Source organism: Marinomonas sp. (assembly GCF_039940335.1).
Taxonomy (GTDB): Bacteria; Pseudomonadota; Gammaproteobacteria; order Pseudomonadales; family Marinomonadaceae; genus Marinomonas.
Genome location: NZ_JBDVGW010000005.1, coordinates 282,477 through 305,586 on the forward strand (window position 1 = coordinate 282,477; position 23,110 = coordinate 305,586).

Below are 23,110 nucleotides of genomic sequence, written 5' to 3' on the forward strand. Positions count from 1 at the left end.
TATTGCCTTTAGGAACCTCCTCCATGACGATTAATACCCGCCTTATTATAGGTTTTGGCATCACCATCATTATGATGTTAGTGCTCACTGTCATTAGTATTCATCGTGTTAACTTTATTGATGCGACTATTACGCAAATTAATGACGTTAACTCAATCAAACAACGCTATGCCATTAACTTCCGTGGCAGTGTTCATGATAGAGCCATTGCGATTCGAGACGTTGTGTTGTCACGAAACCCTGAAGAGTTAGCTAAATCCGTCACCATGATCGAAGAGCTAGATAGCTTCTATCAGGAATCGGTCAAGCTTATGGCGTCTCCTAAGCTCACTATGACACAGCAAGAAAGCGCCTTGTACAAAAAGATCCAAGCCGTCGAGAGCAAAACCTTACCCTTGATTAAACAGATCATTCAGGCCAAACAAAACCAAAATCTCGAGCAAGCTCAAAGCTTACTACTCAATCAAGCCAGGCCTGCTTTTACCCAATGGTTAGCGATCATTAATGAGTTCATCAATCTGGAAGAGACTGCCAATCAACTCGCTACCGATGAAACTAGGTCAGTAACAGGTAATTTCCAAAATTGGATGATAGGTCTCACAAGCTTAGCGACCCTTATTGCCGTGTATGTTGCTTACCTTATCAGTATTAGAATTCGCAATTCCGTTGGCGGCGAACCTCAAGAGGCAGCTCTTGTTATCGCAGAAATTGCTAAAGGGGATTTGCGAGGTCAAGTGTCGTCTTGCTGCGATGACAGTATGATGTCCTCGGTTGAAATTATGCAGAAGCAATTGGTGTTCACTGTGAACAGCATTGTCACTTCAGCAAATGAGCTATCACAGCGCTCAGCAGTCGTGGCGGCAGGTACTCAGCAATCACTTGTTGCGGCAGACACACAATTGGAATACACCAATTCTGCCGTAAATAAGCTTAATCAAATGAAGTTAAGCATTAACGATATATCAGAAAAGGTTAAACAAACCGCCAATAACTCCGATATCGCAGCCGACCTGTCTAAACAAGGAAAAGAGGCGGTACAGAAAGTCTCGAACGAAATAGAAAAAGTGGCCGGGACGGTGAACAACACGGTAGGGCAGGTGAATCGTTTACAAGAACGCACTCGAGATATTGGTGACATCATCAACGTTATCCGCGAAATTGCCGATCAAACAAATCTGTTGGCTCTCAACGCCGCTATTGAGGCCGCCCGTGCAGGTGAAACGGGTCGAGGCTTTGCTGTGGTTGCCGATGAAGTAAGGCACCTTGCACAGCGAACAGGGGAAGCAACGGGGGATATCGAGAAAATGATTACCCAAGTTCAAGAAGATACACTGGCGGCAGTAAAAGCAATGGAAACCACTGTACCGCAAGTCGAAAATGGCTTAGCACTCACCCATGAAGCCAGCGAATTGCTAACCAATATTCAGGAGCAATCTAAAGATTCTTTGCAAAGAGTATTGGAAATTGTTGAAGCAACTTCGGAGCAGGTTTCTACCGTGGTGGATATCAACGAAGAAATTCAAGAAATTGCGAATATGTCCAAAGAAAGCAGTTTATCTCTTAAAGCCAGTAGCCAAGAAACCCTAGCGCTAGATCAACTGTCGACTAAGCTAAACAAGGATATTAATTACTTTAAAATCTAGACGTGATAACGCCAAGTATGCGAATTTTACTCGCTTACTTGGCGTTTCAATAATTTCTGCTCATACATACTTTGATCCGCATAAGCCAAACACTCAAACTGATCATTGGCTTCTTCATTAGTCGAGATCCCATAACTCAAGCCTGCCTCTGGCCAACGCACTCGTAGCTTTCTATTTATTTGAAGAATGATATTTTCTATCTCTTCTTTTTGTTCCTTACTAATGACTTCGTCTGACGCCACCAACCAAACAAACTCATCCCCTCCGGAACGGTACACATGCCCATAAGAGCCTAATGCCCCCGTCATAAGGTTAGCCACTTCGATAAGAAATGTATCTCCCGCCTCGTGCCCCATACTGTCGTTGATCTGCTTCATGCCATCTAAATCGATGAAGACGATCATGTATTTTTTATTATCTAGCGTGGCCAGCTTTTCATCCAATGAAAAACGGTTACCCACCTTCGTAAGAGAATCGATTCGCGCTTCAAATAATATTTGTTGGTACTCATTTTGGCGCAATTTCAGCCACTCAGATAAAGACAAAACAATACAAACACAATCAATTGCTAGAGCAACTAAAACCACCAGCTCTGGGTAGACTAAACCCTGAATTATATGGGTATGCGAAGTGAGAAAATAAAACAGTGACACTCCATAAAGCAGGTTCCCTACCAGATAATACTTCGCTCTAAAGTCTCGTTTGGTCAAACGATGAAACCCCACATACAGACTAAGGGGTACCCAAACCATGGCGATAACATGGGATAAATAAAACGCCCACTGAAAAGGAATAAACAGCATGAAAACACCGGCACCTAGGCACATTTTAGCGAATAACATAAGGTGTTTCGCTAAACGAGAGGCAGTCTCTTGCGTATCAAACAACTCTCGGGTAAAGAGCGCTGCAAAAGCAATCGCGAACGGGAATAAATAGATACCGCCATAGGTTAAATTGATCGGTAAAGGCCCTAACAGGCTGCCCATTAAACCTGCAGCCATCGCCCAACCAATACCGTGTAAGCCCACATAACCAGCACATAAAATAGACAAACTTTGTTTGGTACTGATACCAAATGCCAAAACAATTAATGCCAAGGTCAACATCACAGTCACAGCGCCACTGGTCACTGTGTTGACGATAAACTGGTAATGATAAAAGCTTTGCGCTGAATGAATAACGATGGGCGCTGGCGTTGGGTAATGCTTAGCTTTAATGCGTATCCATAACCTGCCGCTTTCATTTGCTTGAAGAGCAAGAGGGAAGCTTTGCACATGCATGGCTTTCGGGATGGAAAAAGCATCTAGTTGAGAAAAGTTCGCAATGTATTTCAATTTGCCGTTTTCTGGCTGCCAATAAGCATCCCCTTCATCCATAAAGTTAGCCATCAACACCACATACCAGGTTTGCGCATGACTGGAGGTAAGCGGTATGTCCGTCACGTAAACGCCTGAATGACCAACAATCGAAGTATTAGACGTATTGGACGTATCGTTTTCCCAAGGGGGAAGTAAGGAACCATTAGGCAAAGTTTCAAGGGAGCGCCATAAGCCGATGTCTTCAAATTCGATGGATTTGCCAGACAAGTTCACAGATGCCTGCCCTAAACTCAGCTGGGAAAAGAGAAACACTAAGAAAAAAGTCAAACAACGTATTGGGAAAACAAAAAACGGCATATTCTATCGAGCAAAAGCAAATGAGAAGTGACAACTTTAGTATAAAAAACAGGCAATAAACAGCTTAATCGGTTGCCTTATTTCCAGTTGCTATCAAATATTGATTCAATTTCCCCAACAAGTCGCTAGACTATAACGTATTAAATAATAAAAGCGTCACCCTGCATAACGTTAATCATGACAAGGGATGAGCAGAATTATGCCTCTACGACTCGATATAAAGTATTCAAAAAAGTCCTTCTTATACCTCAGTACAATCATATTGCTACTCGATATTTGTTTTGTCTCGTTAAATTATAGTAATGCCCGAAAAGCCCTACACTCAGATATTCAGCACCATGCCGAAGACCATCATAGAGCCTTCGATGTTGCCATAAAAATGTCTTTTCAAAGCATGCTACAGCTCGCTACTTTTATTAGTCAGCAAGATGAGTGGAATCAAGCATTGCTAACAGGGAAGCAAGCCCTAGAGCAAATAGGCAATAGTACTCAAAGACAAGCAGTGCAAGCTCGGCAGGCTCTTCTAAACAAACTACAACCTGCTTGGAAAAAAATGAACCAAGCCTTCCAAATCCGTCAGTTACACTACTATTTAGCACCCGACAATGTAAGTTTTTTACGCGTCCATAAACCTGATTTATTCGGTGACAAAATGGAGCACTTGCAATGTGCTGTAGTCGATACCAATGCGGAAAGACGCCCTAAATTTGGTTTTGAAACAGGCAAAATATACAGTGGCTTGAAAGGTGTTGCACCTATCTGGGCAAAAGACCCTGAAACCCAGCAAGATGTTTATGTTGGTGCGGTGGAAGTAGGTACCTCGTTCGATCAAATGCTACCAGTGTTAACTAATAACTTTGATTTTGATGCCGCAGTTTTCCTTTCTAAACCGTATTTAGAACCAAGAATGCAAAAAGAGCTGCTGCAAGCGAAATTTAACCAGTATCCAAATTCCCTGTATTACCTTGAGGCTTCATCCACGACTTCAAAAATCGCACTGCAAGTACTTAATCAAACAACCATTAATAAGAGCTTCAACGCCCCCGAAGCACGGGTGGTTCAAAATGGTCAGAAGTTTTTATCCAACTCCTATTTTCCACTCTATGATTACCAGGGCATGCAAAAAGCTGATTCAACACCGGCAGGGTTCATTCTTATATGGAGTGATGTTTCAGATATGATTTTGGCGTTTCGCAGCGCCTTCGCCATGAATATTCTATACGGCATACTAGGCTTTATTATCATTGAACTTTGCCTTATCTGGGCATTAAAAAAAGAGCGTCAGCTTGTTAAAGCCGAACACAGTGCCACAATCGATAGTCTAACAGGGCTCTTTAATCGACGTTACTACGATATGATTTTCCAACGGGAACTAAACCGAATTGAACGAACCAAAGAGCCTCTTTCTCTTATTATCTGTGACATAGATAAATTCAAAAATTTTAATGATTTTTATGGGCACGCAGCAGGTGATGACTGTTTGAGACTGGTAGCCCAAACATTAGAACGGCAGGCAAAACGCCGCTGTGATGTTGTTGCGCGATATGGTGGCGAGGAGTTTGCCATTATTTTGCCTTCAACGGATTTAGAAACCGCTGCCACTATTGCTGAAAGCATGAGGGAAGCAGTGTTTAGCCTCAATATGACCATGGACCAGCCTCTCAAAAAACACCCACTAACGGTTTCTCTAGGTGTCGCCTGTAGCCACAATTTAGAACCTGGTGAGAGTTTATTTGAATTAGCAGATCGGCACTTATATAGTGCTAAAAGTGCTGGGCGCAATCGCACTCAGAGTTATTGATTCATCCTGAAAAAGGCACCCTAAGATGAGTAAAACCTATACTGGTTCGTGCTTATGCGGCACGGCTAATTTCGAACTCAAAGGCGAGTTTAAGAAATTTTTCTTGTGTCATTGCAGCCGTTGTCAAAAAACATCAGGAAGTGCCCATTGCGCCAACCTGTTTGCTCCTGAGGCACAACTTGACTGGTTGAGTGGCGAGGAGAACCTACAATTGTATCAGCATCCAGAAACACACTTCAGTTTAACCTTCTGCCGTACCTGCGGCTCAAACCTACCAACAGATATCCCTACTCGCGGTTTAGTAAAAGTGCCTGCTGGGTGTTTAAATACACCCGTGGAAATTAGCCCGCAAGCTCATATTTTCACTGACAGTCGCGGTAACTGGGACCAAGGCTTCGTAGATGTACCTAGCTTTGAGAAGATGCCGAGTTAGATAAACGTATTTCTTGTAACCTCTGAGAGAGTCCTTCAAACTAAGGCTCTTTCAGGTTATTAAGTGTTAATTAGGTTGTTCCCATGAAATGTCCAAACTGCCAGACAAAACTGCCATTTTCTTCGCTTAAAAAAAGCTTACGTAGAATACAGCCATGCCATGCATGTGATGAAGGGTTCCTAGTAACACTTAGCATGAAACGTATGCTACTGCTGATCATTCCGGTAGCGTTTAGCCTAGTGATGATCCGACCCATTAGCCTACATTGGGGCCTTCCGCCTTCTATATTCACCGCGCTAATTATTGTGCTATACGGACTTTCTTGTTTAACACTGGTAAAACGATCACCTCGTTAGTCCTTCCTTCTGTAAAAGAGCATAATAAAATGAGTTTTTCAGCACTTGGCCTGCACCCCACACTATTGGCAACATTAGAAAGTTTGCAATACCAACAGCCGACCGATATTCAACGTGAGGCCATTCCAGAAGTGTTGGCAAATCAAGATGTTATGGCCGGCGCACAAACGGGCACGGGTAAGACAGCTAGTTTTGTTTTACCCCTCATACACCGTTTACTATCTGCATCACTGGAAAACCAGATCCATGGCTTAATTCTTACTCCCACTCGGGAGTTGGCCCAACAGGTCCACCAAAGTGTCTTGAGGTATGCCCAAGATACAGAAATAAAATCTGTTGTTGCCTACGGTGGAGCCAGCATTAATCCGCAGTTAAGTGCTCTCCAGGCAGGTTGCCATATTCTCGTCGCAACCCCAGGGCGATTATTAGAGTTGCTAATGAAAGGCTTAATTGATGTTAGCCAGCTCCGCACTCTGGTGCTAGACGAAGCAGATCGCATGCTGGATATGGGTTTTATCATTGATATACAACGTATTCTTAAAAAACTACCCGATGGCAGGCAGACCCTCTTTTTTTCTGCCACCTTTAATGACGAAGTATTCACTTTAAGTAAGAGCTTACTGAAGCAACCCAAGCTAATTGAAGTTAGTCAGAGAAATACCCGGGTCGATAAAATAGAGCAGCGGATTTATAGCCTAGATAAAGACAAGAAGAGTGCCTTTATCTCCTACCTCATTGGTTCAAAGAACTGGCAACAGGTACTCATTTTTACGCGTACAAAACAAGGTGCGGACGAACTTGCCAAAGAGATGCTCAAGGACGGTATCAAGACGCAAGCTATTCACGGCGACAAATCTCAAGGAGCTCGAGACAAAGCTTTGCAAGCCTTTAAAGATAGTGAGGTGCGCGCCTTAGTGGCAACGGATGTTGCGGCCCGAGGCCTTGATATTGAAGCCTTAGGCTATGTTATTAATCATGAGCTTCCCTATAACGCGGAGGATTATATCCATCGTATTGGCCGTACTGGTCGTGCTGGAGAAGAAGGACTCGCTATTTCGCTTGTGTGTGAAAAAGAGCATTACTTGTTAACAGATATTGAGAAACTATTAGGTGAATCATTGATTTGCCAGTGGTACCCAGGCTTCGAGCCTCGGCAAGATCAGCAAACAAGTAACCCTAGTCGAGCCCCTTCTAAAAAAACTTTGCGGGCCAAAGCACTAGGGCAAAGCCGAGGGAACAAACAAAGAAATAGGCGTCGATAGTTGACACTTATATACCCTGAGTAAAAACACTCTTGTCTGTATTTCTAATGTTCAAAAAGCGCTCAACTGGTGAAAATCCTGTATAATGTTGCACAATTTCCACCTCTTCAGTACACGATAATAAGAATTTACTAATGTACAAACAGATAAATACTGATTTGCAAAATACCACCACTCTTAATCCGGCGTTGTTTCGTCGTTTATTGCTGCTTGCCATTTTTTGTTTTTCTGTAACTTGGGTCATTGATTCAAACAGTACTATGATTGCTACGTTTGATGCAGGTGCCTACCCTTTATGCATTACTGCTTTTACAGTTACTTACCTTCTCAGCCTCATAAATAAAATCAGCCAAGAGCGCTTATTTTTATTTACTTATTTTATCGTCGCCAGTTATCTTTTGAGCTCTAGTATTTGGCATCACAGTGGCTCAGAGGGCCTCTACTCCAACGCTTCACAATGGTTAGGACTAAATTATGTTATCGCGTATTTATTCTTAGAGGTTCGAAGAGCGGTCACCATTACTATTATTGTTTTTATACTTACCGTTGTTGGTCATTATATGGCGCTAATTCAGCATCACAATATTGCTGATTCAGTAAGTGTCGTTATGAACATTGCCATTGCTCAGTTCGCTTACATTATTCTTCTATGGACCGTGGTTAAATTACGAACCAAAGCTCTTCAAGTCGTAGAGAAAGTGAATACCCTTGAAGATCTGGCCTATATTGACCTGGTCACTCGCATACTCAACAGACGCGGCATCGAAAATATTTTTCAAAAGCTACAGCTTAATGAGATGCATGATAAGAGTAACTACGCAATTTTGTTGATCGATATCGACCACTTTAAACAGGTAAACGACCAGCATGGTCACCTAGTGGGTGATGCAGTACTTACAAGTGTTGCAGCCAAACTCCGTCGCGTCATTCATGCCAACGATATTATCGGTCGCTGGGGTGGTGAGGAGTTTTTGGTATTAACTATGGATCAAACGACAGAGCAAACACTCGATTTAGCTGAAAAAATTCGCGCTGGCATAGAAGGCTTTGACCTCCCGCCTTGCTCTGGAGTAACCGTCAGTATTGGTATTGCATTCTCTTCGCAAGCCAGTTCAATGACTGAGGTGTTCACCGTGGCAGACAAAAATTTGTATGTTGCAAAGAATTCAGGGCGTAATACAGTCCTACATTCTTTCCCAACCTTAAAAAAAAGCTGCGCATCCCATAAGCCCAGTGCGCTATAATTGTTTCAACTTCGCCACCTAACTCTAATTTGGAGAAATCTATGAGTAAAGAAAGACCGGTTAATCTGGATATTGCAACCATCAACCTGCCAATAACCGCCTTCGTGTCTATCTTACATCGCGTGTCGTCTGTCATTTTATGGGTAGGACTCGCTATCTTTTTGCCTGTGTTATTGGTTTCCTTATCTTCTGCAGAGGGTCACCAGACTATGAAAGACTTTTTCACTGGTCATTTCTTGGGTCAGTTTATTGTCTGGGGATTACTAACAGCATTGGGCTATTATATTTGCGCCACCAGTAAGCACATCATTCAAGACTTTGGGCATTTCGAAGAGCTTGAATCAGGCAAGCAAATCTCACTTGCAGTGTTGGTGGTAGCCGGTCTACTTAGTATTCTTTCAGGAGTTTGGTTATGGGCGTAACATCAGCAAGCAGTAATCGTAGCGGTACAAGAGAATGGCTTTTCCAGCGCATTGCCAATGCCGCAATTTGCTTATGGGCGGTTGTTTTTATTAGCCAAGTGATCTGTGTTGGCGCCTCATATGAGGAATGGCAGCAACTGTTTTCTCCTCTGTGGTTCAAACTCTATTCTAGCGTGACCCTATTGGTAATCTGTTTAAACTCCGTTCTAGCGGGCTGGCAGATAGGAACAGACTATATTAAATCACCAGCTATGAATGGCACATATCTGCTGGTTGTGAAAGCAGGTAGCTTAATTTATGCATTGCTAGGGCTTTATATCCTCTGGGGGCTTTAAGTCTCTGGCAGATAGGAGCAAAGACAAGTTTGCTGCTATCTGCCACCTCTCAGGCTTCACACTATCGAAGCCCTATTTCCTAAGATTCATCCAACCAACATATATCCTGAACCACTTTTCATAAGTATTTTATTGGGAACTGTTGGAGACATTTTTACTCTGTCGCCAAACTCATCTATCATCTGTCTCGTGTATAAGGAGAAGCATGAAAATCCCAAAAAGAATACAACCTCTTATTGAAGATGGTTTGGTCGACGAAGTACTACGACAATTAATGAGTGGTAAAGAAGCAACGGTCTATATTGTCCGCTGTGGCTCAGATATTCGTTGTGCTAAGGTTTACAAGGATGCAGGCAAGCGCAGCTTTAAACAAGCAGTTCAATATCGTGAAGGTCGGAAAGTACGCAACAGCCGTCGCGCCCGCGCAATGGAGAAAGGCTCTAAATTTGGCCGAGAAGAACAAGAGTCCCTATGGCATAGCGCTGAAGTAGACGCCTTATACAAATTGGCTGACGCTGGCGTCAGGGTTCCCAAGCCTTACGGCTGTTTCGATGGCGTACTGCTCATGGAGCTCATCCGAGACGACGATGGTGAAGTGGCTCCACGCTTAAATGATGTATCCATGTCGGCGGATCAAGCAAGAGAAGACTTTACAGACATTATTCGTGACATTGTACGCATGCTGTGTGCTGGCTTAGTACATGGTGACTTATCTGAATTTAATGTCTTAGTCGATGCCTATGGTCCTGTTATTATCGACCTTCCCCAAGCGGTCGATGCGGTGTCTAACAACCATGCCGAATGGATGTTAGAGCGAGACGTCAACAATATGCGTGATTACTACGGACAGTTCGCCCCAGAGTTACTCTCCACTCAGTTCGCAAAAGAAATCTGGGCCATCTACGAGTCAGGTAAACTGACCCCAGACACAGAGCTCACCGGATTGTTTGACGAACCAGAAGACGACGCCGACGTGGACTCAGTTCTGTTGGAGATCAAAGAAGCCTTCGCCGAAGAACAGGAGCGCTTAGAGCGTATCAGTGCAGCTAACGAAGAATAAAAAAATCGCCTGAAAAATAGACAGAAGCGCTGGTTAATGTATAATCTCGCTCCGCATTCGATCATGGATCGTTTGTTTATCATGAAAGTTGAAGTTTTTGTCTAAATACCATTTTGAGCAAACACTTCCCTTTGGGTTCCCTCACCCCAAACTAACGAAAAAGGCCACAATATGAGTCAATTCAATCAAGCTCAACTGAGCAAGGCACTGCTTTATCTTGCTGGGTTTCACCTACTAATCATTGCTTCTAGTAATTACCTAGTGCAAATCCCATTTACCATTTTTGGTTTCCACACCACTTGGGGCGCGTTTAGTTTTCCGTTCATCTTTCTAGCAACCGATTTAACGGTAAGAATTTTTGGTGCGCAACTGGCAAGAAGAATCATCTTCTTTGTTATGCTGCCTTCATTAATTTTGTCTTATGCTATCTCGGTACTATTTTATCAGGGCGAGTACCAAGGCTTAAACTCTCTCAATACCGTTAATTGGTTTGTGGCACGCATTGCGATTGCCAGCTTAATAGCATACTTACTAGGCCAAGCCTTGGATATTCAAGTATTTAATCGCTTACGCGCTCTGAAAGCTTGGTGGATAGCTCCTGCTTCCTCGACACTAATCGGTAACGGTCTTGATACGCTAGCTTTCTTTGGCATTGCTTTTTACCAAAGTCCTGATGCTTTTATGGCTCAGCATTGGCAAGAGATTGCACTGGCGGATTATGGCTTTAAGTTGCTGATCAGTTTAGGTCTATTCATCCCCATGTATGGCATGTTACTCAGCTACTTAGCGAAGAAACTCACTAATATCAATGACGATATGTCATTTAAATCTGCACGAGCGTAAAACGGGGTTCATCATAAAATACGGCTGACATAGCAATGTATCAGCCGTTTTTTATGCCTGCAATATCTACCAGACATCCCCTGCGACAGCTTTATGTGCCAAGTATAGTCGCAACTCAAACTCTAGCTGGTGATAGTCCTGATCCATGTGACAACACAAACGATAGAAAGCTTTGTTGTGCTCTTTTTCTTTTAAGTGAGCCAGTTCATGCACTAAGATCATTCTCAGCATGGCTTCTGGGGTGCTTTTAAAAAGGCGAGCAATACGTATTTCATGCTTTGCCTTTAGTTTACTACCTTGCACTCTAGAAACATAAGTATGCATACCTAAAGCATTATTGATGACGTGTATTTTATCATCGTAAACAACTTTACTGATGGGTGAAGAGCTCCGCATAAACTGATTTTTAAGGGACATAGCGTAGTCGTATAGCTGCCGCTCTGAACTTAGAGCATGGGCTTGAGGGTATTTTTTCAGTAGCCAGTCTGCCGACTTGCCCGATGCGATTAATGTGTGAACTTGTTGCTGGATTTGCGGGCTATAGGCCCCCAAATAGCGCTTAATATTGGTAGTAAGTGTTCGATCCAAAGAAGAAGGTGCATTCATGGTTATTATTTTTCACACTTGAAGGGCTAAAAAGCCTCTAAAACAACACAGTTTCGTCCTGCTTCTTTGGCTTTGTATAAAGCTTTATCAGATTTAATCAGTAAGGCGTCGACAGAATACTCATCATCAGGTTTAGCATATGCGACACCCAATGAAACGGTAAATGTAATAGACATTTGATCATCACTAACCATGTTCAAAGAGGCTAACCTGCTGCGTAAACGCTCGGCTATTTCCAACACTTGGGGCTGAGGTGTATTCGACAATATAACAGCAAACTCTTCCCCGCCCATACGGCCGATAATGTCATCGCTGCGCAACTCCTCTTCACATGCAGAAGATAATGCTTGCAGCACCATGTCGCCCACTTTATGGCCGTATTGATCATTTACCTCTTTAAAAAAATCAACATCCATCATGATCATTGCCAGAGAGTGACGGTTAACTATGGCCGCCTCAATCGCCGACTCAGCTTGCTCTAAAAAATAGCCACGATTAGCCAGACCTGTTAAATGGTCATAGAAAGCTCGTTGCTGTAAAGCTTGATGGCTACGGCGATTTTCAATCGCAATACTGGCAACATTGCTTGCAAAATGAATCAGTTCAATATCTTTTTCAGAAGGCGTTGCTGGCTTAGTATGATAGATTGCAAAAGTACCAATGACCTCACCACTCAATGCTCGTACAGGCTGCGACCAACAGGCCGCCACCCCCGCTTCACGAGTAAGTGGTAGGTACGCTTGCCAATTTTCATGCGTGTTAATGTCTTCAACAACCACTCGTTTATTTAAAAAAGCGGCCGCACCGCAAGAGCCGACCTTTGCACCAATTTCAATACCATGAATAGCGTTGTTGTAAAATTCAGGCATATCTGGCGCCGCCCCAATGACAAGACGAGTACCGGTTTCATCAAGTAAGAGAACGCTGCAAAAAGACTCAGGAATTTCGTCCTGAACTTTCTTTACTATGGCATGCAACATCTCTGGCAAGCTTGAGCCTTTAACCACCATATCCAGCATTTCACTGCGTAGTTTTAAACGCTGAGACGTTACCCAATAATCCGTAATATCCACAAAGTGGATAAGGCGCTTATCTCCGATGAGTTTATAACGAAGGCGTACATAGCGGGAGCGCTTATCTTTACAGCACACTTGCAGTTCTAATTGCGTGGCGGGTAGTCCCTGATCTTGGCGTTTGTCTTCCTGTTCACGCCAAGGTAAAAAAACGTTATGAAGAAAGTGCTCATCAGGGTAAAAATTAGTTAGCCATACATTAGAATCTCTAACATCTTCCAATGTATAGCCAAACATATCGACAAAGGCTGGATTGACATACTCAACTCGCTGCGTACGGCGATTACTCCATGCAATCGCTACTGTCGTGACATTTAGAAAGTCATCTAATTGCAGTTCATTGTTTATCTTAGCATCCATATAAGTTTCCCTTTATTGAACAACTAAGCCTTTCAGGTCAGTTTAAATTTTATAACACTAATAAAATAAAACCATACCAGAATCTACAACAAAGGCCATAAGATAAAGTATATGAAATAGCTTAGGGTAGCGTTAAATAATTTTCTGCCGCCTCCCTGCCCATATATTTAGCCAGTGTTTTAACCGGAACATCTTTTAAATTCACCACAATTAAACCATCTAACGTATCGTTAAAATCCGGGTCCACATTAAAGCAGACTAGCTTACCGTTCATCTTCAAATACTGACGCAATAAGATAGGTAAACCTTTACCTGATTCCATTTTTGTCAGTACTTTAGACAGCAAAGATACACTGGCAAGAGCAGACAGCAAATTCGGCTGCCAAAAGGGCTTTTCACTGTGTTTTAGCGGTGTCGAAGCAGCGACTAAGGCGGCTTTTTGCTGATCATAAAAATGGATTGATAGCGCTTCTGCCATCAAAGCTCTTGCACTATGGCTGTATTCGTTACTAATGCTCACAGGCCCAAACAAATGGGTATAAGTCGGGTTACGTGATACAAAGCTAGCAATACCCTTCCACAGCATCAGTAAAGAATTTAAGTTTTTCTGATACTTGGCCGAGACAACAGAGCGCCCTAACTCAATGGCATGATCTAAGCTCTCGATAAAGGCTTCATCATACTTAAACAAACTGCGTGAATAGAGACTATCTATGCCTCGTGCTTTGATCAACTCATCCACCAGACCTAAACGATAAGCTCCCACAATTTCTTGCTCTTCAGCATGCCAGACGAATAATTGATGATAATACTCATCGTACTTATCAAGGTCACAAGACAGGCCTGTACCTTCACCGACAGCACGGAAGTTTTCTTCACGAATACGGCCAATTTCCTGCATTAAATCGGGAATAGAGCGACTAGGGGCACAATACACCATAAAGCTGCCTTGCTGGAGCAAGAGTGCAGAAGCAGGCAAGGCATCAATTTCATGTTGTAAACGAGAAGGCGCCAGTGCAGCAATAATCTCTTGCTGTTGCGAAGGGTCTGCTTGACTCGTTAAGCTTTCAACTTTAGGCCCCATCAAGTAAGTATTAATACGTAAATAATTGACTAGGTCTTCATCATTCGTGAATTCTGCCACTTCACTATAAGGAATTGCTTCCCCCATAGAGAGCGCAATCGTTGACTCTTTTTTATTAATGAGTTCTTTACCTAGCATGGCAGTACGCAACATTGGGTGTATGCGTCCCGCCTGATAAAACAAGGCGCTGTTTTTACCATCAATAAAAATAGGCACGGTCGTCGCTTTAGCACGCTTAATAAACTTAGCCGCAGAATTACTCCACTTGGCATCTGCCAGTTGTGAGCTGCCTTTTGGATAAGTGGATACTTCCCCCGCTGGGAACAACACCAATAAACCTCCATCCGTTAAATGCTGGTTCGCATCACGAATGGCTAAAGCATTGGTCTTTTTCGCTTGCTGGCCTCCAAAGACATCAACCCCAATGAACAGATCCGATATTTCAGTAATGCGCTTCAACATTTGATTCGCCAAGACTTTCACATCTTGTCGATAGGTCGATAGCAACGCCGCTAACACAACTCCTTCAATCGCTCCCAGTGGATGATTGGCAACCACAACAACAGGGCCATGTTTTGGAATATTGTCTAGACTGCCACTGACCACACTGTAGTCCACATTAAGGGCTTTCAGGGTGTAACGCATAAATTCAAAGCTGGATAAATTCTCTGGACGTTGCTGGTAGAAAGAGTCTAGCTTAGACAATCCTGTCAGCCACTCCACAAAAGATTCAGCCACGCCAAACGGAGTATAGCGAGGCAAACGAAAAGGGCTTGTACTCACCGTTTTATACCTTTTTAACTAGTAATTTATAGAGTGTACCTGTACTGCTCTTTAAATCGCGATAAGCCAGAAACACAGCACAACACCAAATAATACAAGCCATGGTAAACAGTAAACCGCCATCATTACCAACCACAACGCCTTGAGCATTAAATTCCGGCATCACCACACCTAACGGCGTGAATAGGTGAAAAAAGATTGCACCACTCATCACCCCTATGGCCATCACGGCACCCAAGCCATGCAAGCGAGAGAAAAGTAACACAGCGGCAACAAGTTCAGCACTGCCCACTAAGTAGGCACCATACTGGCCAAATAATGTAATGCCTGACCACTCTCCTAAGGTGCCAAAAATAAACTCAGTTTCATATGAGCCTGTGAATTTAAAAAATAGTGACTGTATGAAAATGAACGCTATGAACACGCTCGGGATATACTTTATGAGTTTTTGTTTCATTATTTTTTGCCTATCATTTGTGGCCAGTTTTGATCCGCTTGAGATATATGTAACGCTGGTGTTTCATCCCAAAGGGCTTTGATTTTTGCATCATAGTTTAGATATAGCTTGCCATCGACAATTGCCCATTGCTTTGGGTCAGATGGAGCAAAATCACTTTTAGCAGACACGGCCCATGCACAATAACCGCCAAACTGTGGGGCGTATTTTTCAGGCTCGGCTTCGAACATGGCTAAATGCTTTTCGCTGGCAAACTGCCACACAGCACCCTGATAACGTGTTGTGAACTTTGAGCTGCCTTTCACAGGACGCCCTTCCGTAAAGTAAGCCACTGTGTCATAGCCGCTTACGGCTTTGTTGCTAAAAAATCCGGTGGAGATTGGGTCCTTTGCCATCGCAAAAGAACTCAATAGCAAGAGAAAAATACCGAATAACTGTTTCATAAATCACCTCTATTAAATATGGGCTGATATTAACTGACCAAGGCAGCGGGTTTTAAAATTTGATACGTGTTCTTCACAAGTGAAGGCTCATTCAGGCAGCCGCAAGGAGAGCCAGCAACATAATGCATTCGCTGCTGCCCTTTCGTAACGGATATCTGGGTAAAACTAACGGTATGAGCATCTTGGCGATGCATACAAACCGACAAATGAGGCTCTGTGCTGTGGTGGTGACGATGAAAATCAATATGATCCTGTGTCGAGCCTCCACATAAGGCATACGACTGTTCTCGATAAGCCACGACACGTGAAAGGTCTACCCCAGATGAGAAGCGTGGTGCTTGAGTCAGCTTTATTTGTAACGCCTCGCCATCCCATTCATAACTCCACACATCCGGATTGCTTTGCGTTAAATCTGGTGCAAAGGCTAATAAAATAAATGGTGCAAACTGGTTTAAACCTATCTTGTTAAAACGCTCTTTCAAAGTCCCCAAGTTATCCGCACAAGACAGCTGTTTTAACAATAGGCCTCGGCTGATTAAGCACCCTGTTGGCAGCTTGCCTTGATAGTTATTCAAGAGACAAAGAGACAAACCAAATTCATTGGTACTAATCCAGCTGCCTTGTCCCGTAGGATCAATGGGCATCAGTACATCCACCTGATCCACCAACAGTTGCTGAGGCGGTAACGCTAAATCACGCGTTTTTTGCTCATCACGGTTGAAAAACACCCGATAACCTTGCTCGTTGAGTTGCCAAGAAACGGAACACATAACTATTGCCCCTTCAGATACGTCAAGGTGGCAGGAGCAATACCAAAGTTTTCATCCACTCCTTCACACTCTTGATCGAGCAGGCTGATCGTCACCTTCGCCATGGCGAAATGATGGCTGGCGTGCAACGCCGCAAAGGTAAACTCACGCTCTAGGCTTGAGGTCATTTCACAGCTTTGGGTTTCGCTCAAAGTCACTTCCGAGATTACTTTCACAGGCGCTTTAAGCTCAACACTCGATTTAGCCGACAAACACGCCATGATCTCTAGCATCTCGTCCATAGCAAGAGTACGTGAAGTTTCAACCGCATGACCACGACGACGTAGGTTGTAATCGATGGTGTTAGCGCCCTTAATGATGGCTTGGAAGACATCCAGTAAATGCCGGAAGTGCTCACCAATGGAACTGGTCACATGAGGCGCGGCCGCATAGCCGTATTGCTCATCATTTACAGAGGCTAAAAATTTATAACCTTGCTCAAGAGTATCAAGACAACCTTGCTGAACAGGCAATACCGCCTGATGACCACATGCTCTAGAGGTGTCGTTTAGTGCTACTAACATAGAAAATCCATTGTTTACATACGGCTTATCCAAGCCTAAAAAGACAATTAATCGGTACTTGGGTATTGCTCTGTTAACCCTTTTTCATGTCGCCAAGCAGTCAATAATGACTTTAACGTCGGCACTTTATGACCAAGCTTTCTTTGCTTTGCTCCAATTTGAAATAAGATTCGATATTGCATCAGCAAAGTAGAAAAAATTTCTTTCAACGGTGTGTTTCTATCCCAGATATGGGCCGCTTCACTACTGGCACCATTGATCTCTAAAATGGTGAAGTTTTCCCCTTCCATAAAGGACTCAATATCTTTGAATTTAATGTCTAACCGACCGTAGTAAAAGCCTTGTACATCACCCAGAACTTCATCAAGCTTTTCTGTCAGTGCTTTCGAGATATATTGATTACCATCTCGAAAAATAGAGCCTCGACTATGGCTACCAGCAAACGCGAGTTGAAACTCCTCTCCTTCAGCAGGAACCCAATCTAGTTTGTCTGTGTGTCTTGGGAGGTATAAATGGCTCAACTGTCCGGCACGCGGTGATGCTTCGATTAATTGCTTAAGAGTATGAATACCATCGCCAAGAACACTTGGGGCATATTTCAGCGTAATAGAAATAATTTTGCCCTTGCTCTCATCAGGCTGGCGAACATAAAACACACCAGCTTCGGCTTGATAAGGCGCTTTTTGTTGTAATAAATAACGAGCCTTGGAAGGAAATGATTGAATGTAGTCTTCAAGCTGGCTTTCGTTCTGCAACAGTTTGACCCCAACACCACGGCAACCTAGATCAGGCTTAGCTACGATAGGAAAAACTAGCTGGGCTTTCTTCATAGCCCCTATCGCCGTGTCTTTTTGCGCCTCTAATCTCTCATCTTGCTTGGTTAACGTAATAAAAGGAGAGATCCAAGGCTGAGCCACAGAGCCGGCTAAACTTAAAATATCGTGTTTGGATTCACCAACCATACCGCTTAAATGAATGCCGGGGTTCGCCACCAAAGGTAAGGCTAAATTCCCATAACGTATTCCCTGAGCAAGGCTTTGCAACACAACGGGCGTGTAAAAAAACCAAGCAGGTAGAAACTCATAAGGTGAAATTGTACGCTTACCATCTTCTTCCAGAAGCGGCATACCAGCGTTAATTTTATTCGCGGCAATGAACTTATTGCCTAACATTGTGCTCATGACAAGCCTCGTGACATAGAATGATTAACAAGTCGATTGACCAAAAACAACACCCCCAATGCGATGGGTATGATTAGCCATTGATATTGACTCGTCTGTGACCAAACGCTGGCCCCCAGATAATAAATAATGGCAAACACTGCGCCTGTCCATAAGCTGGTAGCACATAAAACGGCGGACAAAAATAAACCGACAGGGATCGAGAAAAAGCCGCTTAACGTAAAGCCTATGGTTCTTAACCCTGGAACAAAGCGAATAATAAATAAGTTCCAAAAGGCTCTGTGATGTAACTTTTGGCTGACTACTTTGAAATGCCGATTGGTGAGTGCCCGATAGCGCAACCATCGGACGTTCTGGCCATATCGACCAAGGGCATAGAGGCCTAAATCCCCGCTGGCAATACCAATAAAGATCGCCAGTAACGCAAGACTTGGTAACATTAAGTCTTGTGTAGCTAGCGCCGCTGCGGTCACTATGGCTAAATCTTCTAACAAATAGGACAGTAGAATAATGCCAAGCATCAGCCAAGCTGGCGATAACTGGCCTGATAATAACCAGGCCTGTAAATCAGCGCCCACGGCCTAGCCCTGCCTCAACATTACGTGCTTAGCGCTTAACATTTAAGCCCCAGTCGTAACTCAAAAAGTCGATATCGATTTTACCCTTTACTAACGCTTGTTCCGCTTCAGCGGTTAGCGTCATAACATCACGATAGTCATATATAAAGGCGGCCAGAGATTCGTACCCTTTCCAGCCTTTCTCAAAGTCCTCGCGGTACCATTTGAAAATCGAAGATAGCTCTAAGGTATCGCCATCCAGTCGATTACGTGATGAATCAGCAAGAAACAGGCGTGTTTGGCTCTCTAACAATGCTTCTAGGTTATCCCCTTGGAAGGCTTGATTCGCAAGGGCAGGACAACCAATGCTGGCACAGTTAACCGCAAAGTGAATACGTGGTTCGTTGTAACGATCTGAACCTCGAATCAATTTATGCTCAATATCATCCAAAGAGCGTTTGGCCCCTAACAAAGGGATAAACTCTTTACTCCAAGGAGAACTAAAGAAACTGCCTATATCCTTAATCGATTTCAAGTTAGGCCATTTCGTTAAAATTAATTCGACAGTCCAACCATTGTAAGCATTAATCAAAAACGCTAGCTGATCTTGATTTGGCCAAGCATCAAACTCACTTTGAGACACCTGTTCTAGGGCTTTTAAGTAAGTATTTAAGCTGGCTTTATCATCAGCAAAGCCTTGATAGTCAACCTGACTGGCTTTGCCACCTTCAATCAAAACAACATGTTGCTGTAACAGTGTGTCCCAAGCAGAATGATCAAATTGACTGGCTGCTTGAGCCGTATTTTGCAAACCAAACAACGTACAGAGAATTAGCAACCAGTTCTTCATAAACTTAACCTCGGCGCCAAGTGTGGTATTTTTCTAGCCAGTTCAGCACTCCCTGAGGAGCATGAGCTCGCTTCCATTCACCCGCCGCATATTTATTAGACTCTGCCCAAGTTGGGTAGGTATGGATGGTGCCAAGGATCTTGTTAAGCCCAAGGCCGTGCTTCATCGCCAATACAAACTCAGGTAATAGGTCACCTGCATGCTCACCCACGATAGTCACACCCAAAATTTTGTCTTTACCGGGAACCGTAAGTACTTTCACAAAGCCGTGATCCGCACTGTCTGCAATGGCACGATCCAGATCATCTAGGCCATAGCGTACAACTTCGTAGGCGATGCCTTGCTCTTTTGCATCCTGCTCACTTAAACCTACTCGCGCGACTTCTGGGTCAACAAAGGTTGCCCAAGGAATTACTCGGTAATCTGCTCTGAACTTCTTAAAAGTACCAAACAGAGCATTCACGGCAGCGTACCAAGCCTGATGTGCCGCAACATGAGTAAACTGATAAGGACCTGCCACATCCCCTGCTGCATAAATATTCGGGAACAAGGTTTCCAAATAGTCATTGGTTACAATAGTACGCTTGGTTTCAATGCCTAGATTTTCTAAACCATAGCCTTCTAGGCGTGCTTCACGACCGACAGCACATAGCAGAGCATCAAACTCAATAACACTTTCTTGACCGTCTTTTTCAACGATCAAACGCTTCACATCACCTTCTTTTTCACAACGGATTGCATTGTGAGAGGTGAGAATATTTATGCCATCGGCACGCATGCTTTCTTGTACAAGTTCAGACACTTCTTCGTCTTCACGAATCATAATGCGCGATGAACGTTCCACCTGTGTGACAGTAGAGCCTAAGCGAGCAAAACTTTGTGCTAATTCACTACCGATTGGACCACCACCAAGAACGACAAGACGTTTTGGTGGCTCATCAAATTTGGCAAACTCTTCCCATAACGTGTCACTGGTGTAATAGCCCACATCATCAAGACCTGGAATCGGTGGTACGAATGGGCGAGCCCCTGTTGCCAAGACAATGCTTCTGGCTGTTAGGCGCTGAGTGCCGCCGTCATTTAGCTTAATTTCAACCGTCCATGGATCAACAATCGTTGCATAACCTTGCACCACATCGACACCTAATTCTGTGTAACGCTCAACACTGTCATGAGGCTCTACTTTCGCAATAACATCATGAACTCGTTGCATGACTTTCTTGAAAGAAAAGTTTGGTTGACTAGCCTCTAGACCATACTTTTCTGCATGGCGCATTTGCTGGGCAACTTTGGCGCTTTTAATGATAGCTTTACTCGGAATACAACCATAATTCAGACAGTCACCTCCCATTTTATGGGCTTCAACCAAGGTAACTTTGGCTTTCACTGCTGCAGCAATGTAAGCACTGACCAAACCACCAGCACCGCCACCGATTACAATTAGGTTACGATCAAATTTTTTCGGTTTTGTGAAATTGGCATAAACGCGACGGGCTTTAATCACACCAAGTAATTTTTTAGCGATCAATGGGAACACTCCTAATAGAACAAAAGACAGTAATAAGGCTGGTGACAAAATACCGGACAAGCTTTCCAGTTGTCCTAACTGAGTCCCTGCATTTACGTACACAACCGTGCCCACCAACATACCTAACTGACTGACCCAGTAGAAGGTAAAGGCTTTCAATGCAGTTAATCCCATTAGTAAGTTAATCAAAAAGAAAGGGAAAACCGGCACTAAGCGTAGAGTAAATAGGTAAAAGGCGCCTTCTTTCTCAACACCTTCATTAAAGGCTTTCAATCGGTCACCGAAGCGCTTTTGCACGGTATCCTGCAAGAGATAACGCGACGCAAGAAACGCCAGAGTCGCACCTATACTGCTGGCAAAAGAGACAATTACTGTGCCCCAGAACAGGCCGAATAAAGCTCCAGCCGCTAAAGTCATAATGACCGCTCCAGGCAATGACAAAGCAGTGACCGCCACATATAGCAGGAGAAATACACCCGCAACGAGCACAGGGCTAGCGCTGCGCCACTCTTCAAACTGCACTAGACCAGATTTCAAACCTTCTAGGGTTAACAGCTGGTGTAAATCAAAGTAGAAGAAACCTGCCACAATGGCCGCAATCAACACCAACAATCCAATTTTTTTCATTCAAGACTCCAAGGCAACTCGTATTTGTCTATTTTGAAATAGACCTTAAAAACTTTAGGGATTAAAGATTAGACGTCAAAAGTGAAAGAATGTTACAGATTAATTGATATTTTTTTAAAAGAGATTCGAGAAGGATAAAAAATTATTTAAATTCAACAACTTAAATAAAAAAGACTCCTGGTTTGGAGCCTTTGAATGGTAAATATTATGATAAAGTACAAAATTATAGAAGGAGTGAACGTGAGCGCCTAACCTTTTAAGGAACGCACCAGCACCGAGGTATCTAGACGTCCCATACCTTGTTGCTGAAGTGAGGCATAGCGCTGATCAACAGACTCAGTTAAAGGCAATGACAAATCTTGACTCTTTGCCTCATCTAAACAAATCCCGAGATCTTTACGCATCCAGTCAATGGCGAAACCAAAATCGAACTCATCTTTCGCCATGGTCTCTAATCGATTCACCATTTGCCATGACCCTGCCGCACCATGCTGTAGAGTATCGACCACTTGCCCAATATTGAGGCCTGACTTTTCAGCCAACAACAGTGCTTCACTTAACCCCTGTAAAACACCCGCAATGCATATTTGGTTAACCATTTTGCAACGCTGGCCTTGCCCGTTATCGCCCATTCTTTGCACTTGCTGAGAATAAGCCTGCATAACCCCTTGAGTCTTAGCAAAGGCTTGCTCAGAGCCACCACACATAACTGTAAGTTTGCCATTCTCAGCACCCGCTTGCCCACCAGATACAGGTGCATCAATAAAGGCTACCCCAGCTTTTTGACAAGCGTCCGCAAGCTCTAGAGCCAAATCCGCAGAGGTGGTGGTATGGTCAACCAGAATATCCCCAGCCTGCATACCAGCAAGAACGCCCTCTTCTCCGTACACTACATGGCGTACATCGTCGTCATTACCAACGCACATAAAAACAAAATTAGCACCTGATGCTGCAATTTTTGGCGTTAAGCCATATGAACCAACATAATCTTGAGTCCATTGCTCCGCTTTTGAGGCCGTACGGTTGTACACACATACCTGATGCCCTTGAGCAGATAGGTGTCCAGCCATTGGGTAGCCCATTACACCCAAACCAATAAAGGCGGCTTTTATCTGTGTCATGCTTTTCTCCTTGCTGTGCTCTTGCTGTTTGA

At 43.6% G+C, this 23,110-nt stretch carries 22 protein-coding genes; 9 read left to right on the plus strand and 13 right to left on the minus strand.

The annotated features are described in order from the left end of the window. Nucleotides 1–23 precede the first annotated feature (23 nt). Entirely contained in the window at nucleotides 24–1,643 is a 1,620-nt protein-coding gene (locus ABJF92_RS03410) for a methyl-accepting chemotaxis protein (protein WP_446814442.1), read from the plus strand. A gap of 26 nt (nucleotides 1,644–1,669) precedes the next feature. Here the strand turns inward: ABJF92_RS03410 and ABJF92_RS03415 are convergent, their stop codons facing one another. Then, nucleotides 1,670–3,235, minus strand: a complete 1,566-nt coding sequence (locus tag ABJF92_RS03415; RefSeq protein ID WP_446814443.1) for a sensor domain-containing diguanylate cyclase — start codon at nucleotides 3,233–3,235, stop codon at nucleotides 1,670–1,672. 283 nt (nucleotides 3,236–3,518) lie between these two features. Here ABJF92_RS03415 and ABJF92_RS03420 point away from each other — a divergent pair, with 283 nt between their 5' ends. The 8 genes from ABJF92_RS03420 (at nucleotide 3,519) to ABJF92_RS03455 (ending at nucleotide 11,075) form a co-directional block, all read left to right on the plus strand. Then, nucleotides 3,519–5,120, plus strand: coding sequence for a diguanylate cyclase (locus ABJF92_RS03420; protein WP_446814444.1), 1,602 nt, complete (start codon nucleotides 3,519–3,521; stop codon nucleotides 5,118–5,120). A 25-nt stretch (nucleotides 5,121–5,145) separates the two neighbouring features. Further along, nucleotides 5,146–5,553, plus strand: a complete 408-nt coding sequence (locus tag ABJF92_RS03425) for a GFA family protein (protein ID WP_446814445.1) — start codon at nucleotides 5,146–5,148, stop codon at nucleotides 5,551–5,553. A gap of 385 nt (nucleotides 5,554–5,938) precedes the next feature. After that, nucleotides 5,939–7,171 (plus strand): DEAD/DEAH box helicase, encoded by a 1,233-nt coding sequence (locus ABJF92_RS03430; RefSeq protein WP_446814446.1) that lies wholly within the window; start codon nucleotides 5,939–5,941, stop codon nucleotides 7,169–7,171. A 134-nt stretch (nucleotides 7,172–7,305) separates the two neighbouring features. After that, on the plus strand, nucleotides 7,306–8,415 hold the full coding sequence (locus tag ABJF92_RS03435) for a GGDEF domain-containing protein (protein ID WP_446814447.1): 1,110 nt from the start codon (nucleotides 7,306–7,308) through the stop codon (nucleotides 8,413–8,415). 41 nt (nucleotides 8,416–8,456) lie between these two features. Then, on the plus strand, nucleotides 8,457–8,837 hold the full coding sequence (gene sdhC, locus ABJF92_RS03440; protein ID WP_446814448.1) for a succinate dehydrogenase, cytochrome b556 subunit: 381 nt from the start codon (nucleotides 8,457–8,459) through the stop codon (nucleotides 8,835–8,837). Next, nucleotides 8,828–9,172 carry a succinate dehydrogenase, hydrophobic membrane anchor protein gene (gene sdhD / locus ABJF92_RS03445; protein ID WP_446814449.1) on the plus strand — a complete coding sequence of 115 codons (345 nt, stop codon included), beginning with the start codon at nucleotides 8,828–8,830 and terminating at the stop codon, nucleotides 9,170–9,172. Before sdhC ends, sdhD begins: the two co-directional genes overlap by 10 nt. A gap of 205 nt (nucleotides 9,173–9,377) precedes the next feature. Beyond that, nucleotides 9,378–10,232, plus strand: coding sequence for a PA4780 family RIO1-like protein kinase (locus ABJF92_RS03450; RefSeq protein WP_446814450.1), 855 nt, complete (start codon nucleotides 9,378–9,380; stop codon nucleotides 10,230–10,232). A 171-nt stretch (nucleotides 10,233–10,403) separates the two neighbouring features. After that, the gene (locus ABJF92_RS03455; protein WP_446814451.1) at nucleotides 10,404–11,075 is read left to right on the plus strand and encodes a 7-cyano-7-deazaguanine/7-aminomethyl-7-deazaguanine transporter; all 672 of its coding nucleotides are present in this window, start codon (nucleotides 10,404–10,406) and stop codon (nucleotides 11,073–11,075) included. Between the two features lie 66 nt (nucleotides 11,076–11,141). Here ABJF92_RS03455 and ABJF92_RS03460 read toward each other — a convergent pair whose 3' ends face one another. From ABJF92_RS03460 to ABJF92_RS03515, 12 genes are all read right to left on the minus strand, one after another. Further along, nucleotides 11,142–11,681 (minus strand): YgjP-like metallopeptidase domain-containing protein, encoded by a 540-nt coding sequence (locus ABJF92_RS03460; RefSeq protein ID WP_446814452.1) that lies wholly within the window; start codon nucleotides 11,679–11,681, stop codon nucleotides 11,142–11,144. Nucleotides 11,682–11,707: 26 nt separating this feature from the next. Further along, nucleotides 11,708–13,114 (minus strand): diguanylate cyclase, encoded by a 1,407-nt coding sequence (locus ABJF92_RS03465; RefSeq protein ID WP_446814453.1) that lies wholly within the window; start codon nucleotides 13,112–13,114, stop codon nucleotides 11,708–11,710. Between the two features lie 121 nt (nucleotides 13,115–13,235). Beyond that, nucleotides 13,236–14,981, minus strand: coding sequence for a lysophospholipid acyltransferase family protein (locus ABJF92_RS03470; RefSeq protein ID WP_446814454.1), 1,746 nt, complete (start codon nucleotides 14,979–14,981; stop codon nucleotides 13,236–13,238). Nucleotides 14,982–14,985: 4 nt separating this feature from the next. Next, nucleotides 14,986–15,438, minus strand: coding sequence for a hypothetical protein (locus tag ABJF92_RS03475; RefSeq protein WP_446814455.1), 453 nt, complete (start codon nucleotides 15,436–15,438; stop codon nucleotides 14,986–14,988). After that, complete coding sequence (locus ABJF92_RS03480; RefSeq protein WP_446814456.1) at nucleotides 15,438–15,881, minus strand: YHS domain-containing (seleno)protein; 444 nt, start codon at nucleotides 15,879–15,881, stop codon at nucleotides 15,438–15,440. The genes ABJF92_RS03475 and ABJF92_RS03480 overlap by 1 nt, the downstream gene beginning before the upstream one ends. A gap of 29 nt (nucleotides 15,882–15,910) precedes the next feature. Further along, on the minus strand, nucleotides 15,911–16,651 hold the full coding sequence (locus ABJF92_RS03485) for a hypothetical protein (protein WP_446814457.1): 741 nt from the start codon (nucleotides 16,649–16,651) through the stop codon (nucleotides 15,911–15,913). 2 nt (nucleotides 16,652–16,653) lie between these two features. Beyond that, entirely contained in the window at nucleotides 16,654–17,214 is a 561-nt protein-coding gene (locus tag ABJF92_RS03490; protein WP_446814458.1) for a hypothetical protein, read from the minus strand. 47 nt (nucleotides 17,215–17,261) lie between these two features. Then, on the minus strand, nucleotides 17,262–18,395 hold the full coding sequence (locus ABJF92_RS03495) for a D-alanine--D-alanine ligase (RefSeq protein ID WP_446814459.1): 1,134 nt from the start codon (nucleotides 18,393–18,395) through the stop codon (nucleotides 17,262–17,264). Further along, complete coding sequence (locus tag ABJF92_RS03500) at nucleotides 18,392–18,973, minus strand: DedA family protein (protein ID WP_446814460.1); 582 nt, start codon at nucleotides 18,971–18,973, stop codon at nucleotides 18,392–18,394. Before ABJF92_RS03500 ends, ABJF92_RS03495 begins: the two co-directional genes overlap by 4 nt. 28 nt (nucleotides 18,974–19,001) lie before the next feature. After that, nucleotides 19,002–19,802 carry a DUF547 domain-containing protein gene (locus tag ABJF92_RS03505; protein ID WP_446814461.1) on the minus strand — a complete coding sequence of 267 codons (801 nt, stop codon included), beginning with the start codon at nucleotides 19,800–19,802 and terminating at the stop codon, nucleotides 19,002–19,004. 4 nt (nucleotides 19,803–19,806) lie between these two features. Then, on the minus strand, nucleotides 19,807–21,957 hold the full coding sequence (locus ABJF92_RS03510; protein ID WP_446814462.1) for an FAD-dependent oxidoreductase: 2,151 nt from the start codon (nucleotides 21,955–21,957) through the stop codon (nucleotides 19,807–19,809). Nucleotides 21,958–22,205: 248 nt separating this feature from the next. Beyond that, nucleotides 22,206–23,078 (minus strand): NAD(P)-dependent oxidoreductase, encoded by an 873-nt coding sequence (locus ABJF92_RS03515; protein WP_446814463.1) that lies wholly within the window; start codon nucleotides 23,076–23,078, stop codon nucleotides 22,206–22,208. Nucleotides 23,079–23,110 lie beyond the last annotated feature (32 nt).